10 protein-coding genes are annotated in these 11579 nt (G+C 52.7%); 7 read left to right on the top strand and 3 right to left on the bottom strand.

Annotation, left to right across the window (positions count from 1 at the left end; genetic code table 11):
* Positions 1-966 (bottom strand): Rpn family recombination-promoting nuclease/putative transposase, encoded by a 966-nt coding sequence (locus tag ACH0WD_RS09575; protein WP_000749992.1) that lies wholly within the window; start codon positions 964-966, stop codon positions 1-3.
* Between the two features lie 478 nt (positions 967-1444).
* Between ACH0WD_RS09575 and mdtM the strand changes: the two genes are divergently transcribed.
* The 7 genes from mdtM (at position 1445) to hypT (ending at position 9661) form a co-directional block, all read left to right on the top strand.
* On the top strand, positions 1445-2686 hold the full coding sequence (gene mdtM / locus ACH0WD_RS09570; RefSeq protein ID WP_001188919.1) for a multidrug efflux MFS transporter MdtM: 1242 nt from the start codon (positions 1445-1447) through the stop codon (positions 2684-2686).
* An 86-nt stretch (positions 2687-2772) separates the two neighbouring features.
* Positions 2773-4044, top strand: a complete 1272-nt coding sequence (locus ACH0WD_RS09565; RefSeq protein WP_001033027.1) for a DUF445 domain-containing protein — start codon at positions 2773-2775, stop codon at positions 4042-4044.
* A gap of 219 nt (positions 4045-4263) precedes the next feature.
* Positions 4264-5448, top strand: coding sequence for an MFS transporter (locus tag ACH0WD_RS09560; protein WP_000233266.1), 1185 nt, complete (start codon positions 4264-4266; stop codon positions 5446-5448).
* An 871-nt stretch (positions 5449-6319) separates the two neighbouring features.
* Complete coding sequence (locus tag ACH0WD_RS09555) at positions 6320-6991, top strand: nucleoside recognition domain-containing protein (RefSeq protein ID WP_000068752.1); 672 nt, start codon at positions 6320-6322, stop codon at positions 6989-6991.
* Positions 6988-7449, top strand: coding sequence for a YjiG family protein (locus ACH0WD_RS09550; RefSeq protein ID WP_000211979.1), 462 nt, complete (start codon positions 6988-6990; stop codon positions 7447-7449). The genes ACH0WD_RS09555 and ACH0WD_RS09550 overlap by 4 nt, the downstream gene beginning before the upstream one ends.
* A 12-nt stretch (positions 7450-7461) precedes the next feature.
* Positions 7462-8634, top strand: coding sequence for a beta-aspartyl-peptidase (gene iadA / locus ACH0WD_RS09545; RefSeq protein ID WP_001113057.1), 1173 nt, complete (start codon positions 7462-7464; stop codon positions 8632-8634).
* 118 nt (positions 8635-8752) lie between these two features.
* Positions 8753-9661: a hypochlorite stress DNA-binding transcriptional regulator HypT gene (gene hypT / locus ACH0WD_RS09540; RefSeq protein WP_000383509.1), complete on the top strand. Its 909-nt coding sequence runs from the start codon at positions 8753-8755 to the stop codon at positions 9659-9661.
* A 5-nt stretch (positions 9662-9666) separates the two neighbouring features.
* On the opposite strand, the gene ACH0WD_RS09535 is transcribed toward hypT, so the two are convergent.
* Positions 9667-10401 carry an aspartate/glutamate racemase family protein gene (locus ACH0WD_RS09535; RefSeq protein WP_000683250.1) on the bottom strand — a complete coding sequence of 245 codons (735 nt, stop codon included), beginning with the start codon at positions 10399-10401 and terminating at the stop codon, positions 9667-9669.
* Positions 10402-10639: 238 nt separating this feature from the next.
* Positions 10640-11170: an Hcp family type VI secretion system effector gene (locus ACH0WD_RS09530; protein ID WP_000907671.1), complete on the bottom strand. Its 531-nt coding sequence runs from the start codon at positions 11168-11170 to the stop codon at positions 10640-10642.
* Positions 11171-11579 lie beyond the last annotated feature (409 nt).

Raw genomic sequence — 11579 nt, 5'->3', positions numbered from 1 at the left:
TTAGTGGCTAACATCCTGAAGCTCTTCAGCCGTAAGGCCGGTGAACCGCTGGACAGTCTCGCGGTCAAGTCCGTCCGCCAGCATCTGTCTGGCGATACGCAATGCGGCAACACGCTGACCTTTTTCCAGCCCTTTTTCTAATCCTTCTGCTAATCCTTCCTCCAGACCGAGCTGTCTTCCTTGCCGTTCTCCTTTTCTGCGATCCGCTGCGCGGATCCTCTCTATCAGCGTCATCAGTCTCTCCTTAGTGTGCGGGACATGCCCTACCACATCACGAATAAACGTGGTGAAACGAGGCGTATGTCCGTGCTGAATCATAAGATAATTAAACAGCGCTTTAAGCTGCCTGTCATTAGCGCAACCAGTAACTAACAGCGAAGCAATTCGTTCAACCAGTCCCAGCAGGTCGCGCTGGCGGATATGTTTTTGGATGAGCTCCAGCAGCGCAATGCGGCGGTGCTGCATAATGTCATCATCCGATACCACCGTAATGTCGACCAGCGGAAAGGCAGCGGCATAGAGTCTTCTTGCCACTTCCGGGTTCGCAAACTCATCCAGCCAGCACAGCGAAAAAGGATACGGGCTATCAACACCGTGATAAAACAGCATCGGCACCACCAGCGGAAGATGCTTATGCCCCGCATCCAGATGCTGTTGCATTGCCGCCATCGCATACCGCATCAGCCGAAACGCCATATGCGCATCCGGCGTGCTCTGATGTTCAATCACGACATAGATATAACCGTCGCCCTCGCGCGTTTTCAGCGACCAAAGCACATCGGAATAATAGGCTCGCAGATTTTTTTCAATAAAACTGCCGGGCTCCAGCTTTAGCGTCCGCAGGTCGCAAAGCTGGCGTAACGACACCGGCAGATGAATCTCCATAAAATCGCGGGCGGTTTCCGGGTGGCGCAAAAAGGTTTTAAACACCGCATCATGCGGTGTTGAGGTCGTCGATTTTTTCATGGCGCTCCGTCACCCCAAACCAGGATGCTGCGACTCTACCTCCTGAAAATTCCTTTCTCATCCGTACCTTTTCAGCATTGCGAGGCGCGACGGAAGATAAATCCTGTTATCTGTAATGCATATGCATTTTCGGAACTGAACACGCAAAATGCCAGTCTGCGCGCCCTGCCTTTATCTTTATTAACCAGACAAACTCTTTTGATTAACATCAAAATTTAATTACACTTAATGTGTATATTTTCCGTGCAACGTAAATTTCCCGAGGTGTGATGTGCTGATTGTTATCTGTAATCGCCACACGTTCTGACGAGATTCAGAACGCGTCTCTTCCTGTCTGTGTTTTCACCGGCAGCGTGTTTGATTACATGAAATTCAGTACATCTGCAGCCGCTGTTTCTATCGCCTGCCTGACGTCACGATGACGGTATTGAGTTTCGCTGTCCCATCATAGGGTTCTCCGACATGGAGCGCATTTTTTATGCAACGGATTATTCAGTTTTTCTCCCAACGCGCCACAACGTTATTTTTCCCGATGGCGCTGATTTTGTACGATTTTGCCGCCTATCTGACGACGGATCTGATTCAGCCTGGCATCATTAACGTCGTGCGCGATTTTAATGCTGACGTCAGTCTTGCGCCGGCCTCGGTCAGTCTCTATCTGGCGGGCGGAATGGCGTTGCAATGGCTTCTGGGGCCGCTATCCGACAGGATTGGCCGCCGGCCAGTGCTGATCGCAGGGGCATTAATTTTTACTCTCGCCTGCGCGGCAACGCTGTTGACGACCTCAATGACGCAGTTTCTGGTTGCCCGTTTTGTGCAGGGCACCAGCATTTGCTTTATCGCAACGGTCGGCTACGTCACGGTACAGGAGGCTTTCGGTCAAACCAAAGCCATTAAGCTGATGGCGATTATTACCTCCATTGTGCTGGTCGCTCCGGTTATCGGCCCGCTCTCCGGCGCCGCGCTGATGCACTTCGTTCACTGGAAGGTATTGTTCGGTATTATTGCGGTGATGGGACTGTTGGCGTTGTGCGGCCTGCTGCTGGCGATGCCAGAAACGGTGCAACGCGGCGCGGTGCCGTTCAGCGCGGTGAGCGTACTGCGCGATTTTCGTAATGTGTTTCGCAACCCGATTTTTCTCACCGGGGCGGCGACGCTGTCGTTGAGCTACATCCCGATGATGAGCTGGGTGGCGGTGTCGCCGGTGATCCTGATCGATGCCGGCGGGATGAGTACTTCGCAATTCGCCTGGGCGCAGGTGCCCGTATTCGGCGCGGTGATCGTGGCCAATATGATCGTTGTGCGCCTGGTGAAAGATCCGACCCGACCGCGTTTTATCTGGCGCGCCGTACCAATCCAGTTAAGCGGGCTGGCGACATTGCTCCTCGGTAATCTTCTTCTGCCGCACGTCTGGCTTTGGTCTGTGCTGGGCACCAGCCTGTACGCGTTCGGCATTGGAATGATTTTCCCGACGCTATTTCGCTTCACGCTTTTCTCCAACAACTTGCCAAAAGGGACGGTTTCAGCCTCGCTGAACATGGTGATTCTGACGGTAATGGCGGTGTCGGTCGAAGTTGGCCGCTGGCTGTGGTTTCACGGCGGGAGACTGCCGTTTCACCTGCTGGCAGCGGTGGCCGGGGTGATTGTGGTCTTCACCCTGGCGACATTATTACAGCGCGTGCGCCAGCATGAGGCGGCAGAACTGGCCACTGAGAAGTAAACACTCTGCCGGATAGAGGCTTATCCGGCACAGGATCATCTGATGTTTTTTGCACGTTCCTGCCGTCTGGCTCTATCCTTAACCCTATGAATAAAATCGCCGAACTCAAACGCGCCAAACGCCTGGCGCTCTCACTGTTGCTGATAGCCGCCGCGACGTTTGTGACCACGCTTTTCCTACCGCCCAGTTTTTGGGTGCTGGGCGTAAAAGCTATTGCCGAAGCGGCGATGGTTGGCGCGCTGGCGGACTGGTTTGCCGTGGTGGCGCTATTTCGCCGCATTCCCATTCCGTTTATTTCACGACATACGGCGATTATTCCCCGTAACAAAGACCGAATCGGCGAAAATCTTGGGCAATTTGTGCAGGAGAAGTTCCTTGATACGCAGTCGCTGATCGCGCTAATCCGCCGCCATGAACCCGCGCTGCTTATCGGAAACTGGTTCAGCCAGCCGGACAACGCCAACCGGGTCGGGCAGCATCTGCTGCAAATTATGAGCGGCTTTCTGGAACTGACCGATGACGCCCGTATTCAGCGGCTGCTCAAGCGAGCGGTACATAAGGCGATTGATAAAGTGGATCTTTCCGGCACCAGCGCCCTGATGCTGGAAAGCATGACCAAAAACGATCGTCACCAGGTGTTACTTGATACGCTGATCGCCCAGCTTATCGCCCTGTTACAGCGTGACAGCTCCCGAACATTTATCGCCAGACAGATCATACGCTGGCTGGAAACCGAGCATCCGTTAAAAGCGAAGATTCTGCCGACCGAATGGCTGGGAGAACACAGCGCTGAACTGGTCTCCGACGCGGTGAATTCTCTGCTGGATGATATCAGTCACGACCGCGCGCATCAGATTCGTCATGCCTTCGATCGCGCGACGTATAAGCTGATCGATAAACTTAAACATGATCCGGAAATGGCTGCCCGGGCAGAAAACATTAAAAGTTACCTGAAGGAAGATGAGGCGTTTAACCGTTATCTCGGCGAGATCTGGGCGGATCTGCGCCAGTGGTTAAAAACAGATATCAACGCCGAAGACTCGAAGGTGAAGCAGCGCATCGCTCATGCCGGACAATGGTTTGGCGAGACGCTGATCGCCGACGACGCATTACGCGCCTCGCTTAACGGTCATCTGGAACAGGCCGCGCACCGCGTCGCGCCGGAATTCGCCGCCTTCCTGACGCGCCACATCAGCGATACCGTAAAAGGCTGGGATGCGCGCGATATGTCGCAGCAGATTGAGCTTAATATCGGTAAAGATTTGCAGTTTATCCGCGTGAACGGCACGCTGGTCGGCGGCGCTATCGGTCTGGTGTTATATTTACTGTCGCAAATACCGGCACTGCTCAGTATCTAAGAAGGGGAAGGCGCAATTCTCGTTCAGATTAACTGCCAAACCCCGCACGTGGGAGGCATTAATTTAATGCCATTTCCCACCGATGCCCCTCTTCTCAATCCGTTATTCGCCTGCGCTTCACTTTCTTTTCTTGCAAATTTGAAACATTAATTTTACTTTTTATTATCATTTACAACAACAATCCGGCATTCTTGCCTTACTTTAGCAAAGAGAAAAACCATGGTTCATGCTCAGAGCGCTTCACCTCGCCATCCCATTTTTACGGCGCTTTTCGGTATGATGGTATTGACGCTGGGGATGGGAGTTGGCCGCTTTCTGTATACGCCCATGCTGCCGGTAATGCTGGCGGAAAAGCAGCTAACGTTTAATCAGCTCTCCTGGATTGCCAGCGCCAATTATGCAGGGTACCTGGCGGGAAGCTTACTGTTTTCCTTTGGCCTTTTTCATCTCCCCTCTCGTCTACGCCCCATGCTGCTGGCTTCGGCGGTCGCCACCGGTATTCTTATTCTGTCTATGGCGATATTTACTCAGCCCGCGGTCGTCATGTTGGTACGCTTCCTGGCAGGCGTCGCGAGTGCGGGAATGATGATTTTTGGATCAATGATTGTGTTGCATCATACCCGCCATCCGTTTGTGATCGCCGCGCTCTTTTCCGGCGTCGGGGCCGGGATTGCACTGGGCAACGAATATGTCATTGGCGGTTTACATTATGCGCTTTCGGCCCATTCGCTATGGCTGGGGGCCGGGGCGCTCGCCGGTATATTGCTATTAATCGTGGCAATGTTGATTCCCCCCCGCGCTCATGCGCTGCCGCCTGCGCCCTTAGCAAGAATCGAAAATCAGCCTATGCCCTGGTGGCAACTGGCGCTGTTGTACGGTTTCGCCGGATTCGGCTACATCATTGTCGCCACCTATTTGCCGCTGATGGCGAAAAGCGCGGGCTCTCCGCTACTCACGGCGCACCTTTGGTCGTTGGTCGGCCTGGCGATCATTCCCGGCTGCTTCGGCTGGCTGTGGGCGGCAAAACATTGGGGCGTCCTGCCATGTCTGACCGCGAACCTGTTGATCCAGAGCGCCTGCGTGCTGCTGTCTCTCGCCAGCGACTCATTGTTGCTGTTAATACTGAGCAGTATTGGTTTTGGCGCCACGTTTATGGGCACAACCTCGCTGGTGATGCCGCTAGCCCGACAACTCAGCGCGCCGGGCAATATTAATTTGTTAGGCCTGGTGACGCTAACGTATGGTATTGGGCAAATTCTCGGTCCGCTCGCCGCCAGTCTGTCAGGCAATGGCGCGTCGGCAATTATCAACGCCACGCTTTGCGGCGCCGCGGCGCTCTTTTTTGCCGCGCTGATCAGCGCCGCGCAGCAGATAAAACAAAAACGGTTTGTGATACGTGAATAAGCGGTAGAGTAAACCCACGCTCTCCGCACCAGGTTGTATCTTTAATGCTATTCGCGGCGCAATGCGGATCTGTTTTTAATAGCACATCCTCAACACGTTATTTCAAGGTAAAGATGCCACTAAAAACTATACTTATTCTATGGTTATTAGTGCTATCAATCTGCCTATTATTTTATATACCCTTCATACTTCAAGTGGCTTATGTGTTGGCTACGGATTACCCGGCCCATCCATGGGCCTCGCCCTGACGGGCCGTTGCTCACCCCAGTTACATAGTTATCTATGCTCCTGGGGACTCACTCCCTTGCCGCCTTTAAGCAACTCGAATTATTTTGGCTATATATTCCATTATGATGATTATCGCTTCCTCTCAAATCATCACAATTATAAATAAATCACATCATGAAATTAATTCGATTATTCGTTTTTTATTACCTGCCCGTAGGATTCTTAGAGCACAAGCTGACCTATCAGCGGCTACTGACCTGACCGTGACAATTCCTCTTAAGGCGTGAAAAATTACAGTAAAAAAGTAAAATTTAGGTTAAAAAATCCTATTTTTTAACAACGATAATTAAGTGGCGTGAAATTGACTAACGTCAAATTTATTTCCTCTTTTTCCTGCTCCCGGCTCCGGCCTGCGTCAACACCTGTTTCTTTGCTTTTTTACCTCGCGTTATACCGTCCACGGTTCCCCGCGCCTCCGGCAGTAGCGAGGATGGTGATTTTTCGCGCTGCTATGCAAGAAACGCATAGCACGATACATACTTGCATTTTGTCCTTACCCTTATGGCTGATAAGGTCTTTCTGTTTCGGGCTTTTTGGCCTGTGGCTACAACCAACACATCATCAAAAAAATTCGGGGATCGCTATGGCGCAACAAGTGGACGGGGCGGCCATGCCGCTTGATACAGAAAAGGTCGGGATAAAGGGATATCTGGCGTTTTTTCTCACCATCATTTTCTTTTCCGGCGTATTTTCCGGAAGCGAAGGCTGGTGGCGCGTTTTTGATTTTACCGTACTCAACGGGTCATTCGGTCATGTGACCGGTACGCAAACCTTTCGCGGCGCGGGCGGAACGGGCGCGAAAGATGGCTTCCTTTTTGCGCTGGAGCTGGCACCGTCGGTTATCCTTTCTCTGGGTATCATCGCGATTACGGATGGGCTTGGCGGTCTGCGGGCGGCACAGCAATTGATGACGCCCATCCTGAAACCATTGCTTGGCATTCCCGGCATTTGCTCACTGGCGCTGATCGCCAACCTGCAAAATACCGACGCCGCGGCGGGTATGACTAAAGAGCTGGCGCAGGAAGGTGAAATCACCGAACGCGATAAAGTGATTTTTGCCGCCTGGCAGACCAGCGGCAGCGCTATTATCACCAACTATTTCTCCTCCGGCGTTGCGGTATTCGCCTTTCTGGGGACGTCAGTCATCATTCCGCTGGTGGTCATTCTGCTATTCAAATTTATCGGCGCAAACCTTTTGCGCGTCTGGATTAACATCGAAGAACGCCGTCACCCTGCGCAAGGAGCCCAATCATGACGACTCAGGTACGTAAGAATGTCATGGATATGTTTATCGATGGCGCACGCCGCGGTTTTACCATCGCCACGACCAACCTGTTACCCAATGTGGTCATGGCATTTGTCATTATTCAGGCGCTGAAAATTACCGGTCTGCTCGACTGGGTAGGCCATATCTGCCAGCCCGTGATGGCGTTGTGGGGGCTTCCCGGCGAAGCGGCTACGGTGCTTCTGGCTTCGCTGATGAGTATGGGCGGCGCCGTTGGCGTGGCGGCCAGTCTGGCTACCGCCGGCGCGCTAAGCGGCCACGATGTTACCGTACTACTGCCAGCCATTTACCTGATGGGAAACCCGGTACAGAATGTCGGCCGCTGTCTCGGTACTGCCGAAGTCAACGCCAAATATTACCCGCATATTATCGCAGTCTGCGCCATCAATGCGCTGCTGTCGATCTGGGTCATGCAGCTTATTGTTTAATAAGGAGTTATCATGCCTGATTTATCCGCCGCGGAGTTTACCTTGTTACAGGGTGCGCACCTGTTTGCGCCAGAAGACCGGGGCATCTGCGATGTTCTACTCGCGAATGGCAAAATTATTGCCGTCGGCGCTGACATCCCCGGCGATATCGTACCGGACTGTGCGGTGATTAATCTTAGCGGTCGTATGCTGTGCCCGGGCTTTATCGACCAACACGTTCATCTGATCGGCGGCGGCGGCGAAGCGGGGCCGACGACGCGGACGCCGGAAGTCTCCCTGAGCCGCCTGACGGAAGCCGGGATAACAACGGTCGTCGGCCTGCTTGGCACCGACTCCGTCAGCCGTCATCCCGCGTCGCTGTTAGCCAAAACGCGAGCGCTAAATGAGGAGGGGATCACCGCCTGGATGCTCACGGGCGCTTATCACGTTCCGTCGCCGACCATTACTGGCTCGGTAGAAAAAGACGTCGCGCTGATCGATCGCGTCATTGGCGTGAAATGCGCAGTCTCCGACCACCGTTCCGCCGCGCCCAGCGGGAATCAACTCGCCAGCATGGCCGCCGAATCACGCGTTGGCGGCCTGCTGGGCGGCAAACCCGGTGTCAGCGTTTTTCATATGGGCAGCAGCAAAAAAGGGTTACAGCCGCTGTATGACATTCTGGAAAACAGCGACGTGCCGATCGGTAAACTGCTGCCTACCCACGTCAACCGTAGCGAATCTCTTTTCGAGCAGGCGCTGGCGTTTGCGCTTAAAGGCGGCGTGATCGACATTACCACCAGTATCCCGGATCCCGTCGCGCCGGCGGAGGGCATTGCCAGAGCGGTAAAAGCCGGCGTCCCGCTTTCCCGGGTGACGCTCAGTTCAGACGGTAACGGCAGCCAGCCGCTATTTGACGCTGCCGGAAATCTGACGGGCATCGGCGTCGCGGGCTTCGAAAGTTTGCTGGAGACGTTGCAGACGCTGGTTAACCACTACGGATTCAGCCTGACCGATGCTTTGCGTCCGCTGACGACCAGCGTAGCCGCCTTCCTCAGTCTGGACGGCAAAGGCGAAATCCGTCCCGGTAACGATGCGGATCTGCTCGTCTTTAGCGCAGATTTACGCATTGAGCAGGTGTATGCGCGCGGCAAACGCATGGTCAATGAGGGGAAAGCCTGCGTAAAAGGTACCTTTGAACCGGCGTAATTCCTGCTAGTTTCAGGCTGCCCCATCGCGGCATTCTGAAAGAGGACGGGATAAGCGGTTGTCAGCCGCCCGAATGGACGTAGAATGCCCCTTCGGGCGGCTGACAGGATAACGGTAAATGGATGTAACTGGAGCAGGTTTGCACAATATTGAGACAAAATGGCTATATGATTTTCTGACGCTGGAAAAGTGCCGCAATTTCTCTCAGGCCGCCATTATCCGCAACGTATCGCAACCCGCTTTTAGCCGGCGGATTCGCGCCCTGGAACATGCCGTGGGCGTTGAACTGTTTAACCGACAGGTCTCGCCGCTACAGCTTTCCGAACAGGGTAAAATCTTTCACTCCCAGGTTCGCCACCTGTTACAGCAGCTGGAAAGTAATCTGACCGAACTGCGTGGCGGCAGCGATTATACGCTGCGTAAAATCAAGATTGCCGCCGCCCACTCGCTCTCCCTCGGCCTGTTGCCGACCATCGTTAAGCAGATGCCGACGCAGTTTACCTACGCCGTTGAGGCGATAGATGTCGACCAGGCGGTGGATATGTTACGTGAGGGGCAAAGCGATTTTATCTTTTCTTATCACGATGAAAACCTGCAACAAGCGCCGTTTGATAATATCCGCCTGTTTGAGTCGAGACTGTTTCCGGTTTGCGCCAACAATGGCCGGGGCGAGCCGCGCTATACGCTTGAGCAGCCGCACTTTCCCCTGCTTAATTACAGTCAGAACTCCTATATGGGCCGACTGATAAATCGTACTCTGACTCGCCATGCTGAACTGAGTTTCAGTACATTTTTCGTCTCTTCGATGAGTGAATTGTTAAAACAGGTTGCGATGGACGGCTGCGGAATCGCCTGGTTGCCCGAGTATGCTATCCGTCAGGAGATTACCGACGGACGCCTGATAGTGCTTGATGCCGACGAACTGGTTATCCCGATCCAGGCTTATGCTTATCGCATGAATACCCGCATGAGTCAGGTAGCCGAAACATTTTGGCGCGACCTGCGTGGGCTTCAGGCCGCGCTGTAAACACCTCAGGCGGTAAGGCGTTGTTCCCCGGTCAAAGAGGCGCGGGTGTCTGGCCAGGACTCATACCAACGAATCGCCGCGCGCACCAGCGACGCTGTGGAATCAATCATCGGGCACGCTATCGCGCGTTCATGTCCGGCCACAATAAGCGGAATTTCGGTACACCCCATAATAATTGTCTGAGCGCCACGGGCAATAAGGCTATCGATTTGCGGCAGCAGCAGCGCTTGCGCCGCAGTTTTATCGCCACGTTTAAGCGTATAAATAGCCTGCATTACCAACGCCTGCCCCGCGTCTTCTGGCTGAATTAACGTCAGCCCCCGCGCCAGCGCTTTCTTTTGATATAACCCGGTCGCCAGCGTCGCATTGGTCGCCAGCAGACCAACGTGCCGCGCCGATGGCGGAATATCCCCCAGGGTGGCGTCCAGGATGCTGATCATTCGCGCTTTCGCGACGTTCTGTAAATCATCAAACCAATAATGCGCAGTGTTGCATGGGATAACGATACACTCCGCCCCGGCGTCTTCCAGCATATGCAGATAACGCTCCAGATAACGGTATGGCGAAGGCCCGCCGGATAACAGACATGCTGTACGATCGGGAATATCAGGGATAGAGCTGACAATGAGCGGGATGTGTTGTTGATCACAACTGGCATGTCGCAATTCAACAAATTTTTCCAACATATCCGCCGTTGCCGCAGGTCCCATCCCCCCCAGTATCCCAATGGTGTGTTTCATCGCTTTTCCCGCTTATTTACGTCAAGGTCAGAAACACACTATCAACTTGATGTGTATATAAAAAATGCCGTTTTATTAGCGGCTATGCGTAAAAATCATAGCGGGTGTAAGGGCCATGCGTTATCGCCTTTTCAGGCAATCGATTGGTTACATGAGCGCTCATCAGCCTTCGCAAGCCGCTAAATGCCATTTCGCTATACAGCATCGCCCACTGCGAGTCCGCAAGCTTGTTTTGTCCTCATCGCCACAGCGCCTGTCGGTGAAGGGGCCGCCGTGTTTTGCTTTTCGACGCTAATGCGGGAATATCCCAGCGAATATGGCTATAAACCAAATCCACGGTCTCCGTGGCGCTGCCTTCGGCGTCGCCATGATTGCTCATGCGTGAAATTCGCACATTAGTGAGCGTATAAATAATAAATGGCAGCATTGCGCCCTTATCACGACGGCATAATGTCAGCACGCCTTCTTTCACCGTTTTCCCGTTACAATAGTGCTCATAGAGGCCAGGCGTAGCAAGATCGACAGGCTTTGTCAGCGTCAACCCTCCAATATATGTCCCTCTCGCTTCGCCGGACTCCCGTTTCGTCGGGTTGTGGTTGTAAGCAATAAGTTTTATTTGGTTTTCAAAACCTTTGATCCGGCTTTCGCCTTCAATACCGTCCAGTTTTAAATAGATGGCGTCCATCCCCCCTCCGTGATTATCATGCGGCAAAGCAGGCTGACAAGGACGGAACGCCAACAATGAAAGAACGTTCCATTTTCCAGCCATTTCGTTGGTGTCTCTGTATACCAGATTAAATACCGACAATCTGCTATAACTGGATTCTTGCTAAATACCTTCTGCCATCAACAATCCATTTTACAATAGCGCTACTGACCTGAAATCTATTACGCCAGGCATTCAAGCATCGTTTCCTGAATAACCATAGCCGCTATAAGAACCATATCAAAAAAGAAATATCAATATCATTTCTTATTTTTATCCGAGAAATTACTTAATTACACCGAATCGGAATATAGACAATTCTTATTCCTTTTCACATCAATGGGCTTTTTAGACTTTTGTCATATCGAAAACAACCATTCCAATAGAACATATTTACTATGTGAATATATTTAATGTTTTTATCGCGCGCAGTGTTATCACAGTAATAAATGATTTGCATCAAAAATGCGCC

The organism is Salmonella sp. 2020_1395 (assembly GCF_043848115.1).
GTDB lineage: Bacteria > Pseudomonadota > Gammaproteobacteria > Enterobacterales > Enterobacteriaceae > Salmonella > Salmonella enterica.
This window is presented reverse-complemented; position numbering and strand designations above follow the sequence as displayed.

Coding starts and splice junctions, on each gene's coding strand:
- ACH0WD_RS09575 (WP_000749992.1), bottom strand. CDS start 966: ATGAAAAAATCGACGACCTCAACACCGCATGATGCGGTGTTTAAAACC.
- mdtM (WP_001188919.1), top strand. CDS start 1,445: ATGCAACGGATTATTCAGTTTTTCTCCCAACGCGCCACAACGTTATTT.
- ACH0WD_RS09565 (WP_001033027.1), top strand. CDS start 2,773: ATGAATAAAATCGCCGAACTCAAACGCGCCAAACGCCTGGCGCTCTCA.
- ACH0WD_RS09560 (WP_000233266.1), top strand. CDS start 4,264: ATGGTTCATGCTCAGAGCGCTTCACCTCGCCATCCCATTTTTACGGCG.
- ACH0WD_RS09555 (WP_000068752.1), top strand. CDS start 6,320: ATGGCGCAACAAGTGGACGGGGCGGCCATGCCGCTTGATACAGAAAAG.
- ACH0WD_RS09550 (WP_000211979.1), top strand. CDS start 6,988: ATGACGACTCAGGTACGTAAGAATGTCATGGATATGTTTATCGATGGC.
- iadA (WP_001113057.1), top strand. CDS start 7,462: ATGCCTGATTTATCCGCCGCGGAGTTTACCTTGTTACAGGGTGCGCAC.
- hypT (WP_000383509.1), top strand. CDS start 8,753: ATGGATGTAACTGGAGCAGGTTTGCACAATATTGAGACAAAATGGCTA.
- ACH0WD_RS09535 (WP_000683250.1), bottom strand. CDS start 10,401: ATGAAACACACCATTGGGATACTGGGGGGGATGGGACCTGCGGCAACG.
- ACH0WD_RS09530 (WP_000907671.1), bottom strand. CDS start 11,170: ATGGCTGGAAAATGGAACGTTCTTTCATTGTTGGCGTTCCGTCCTTGT.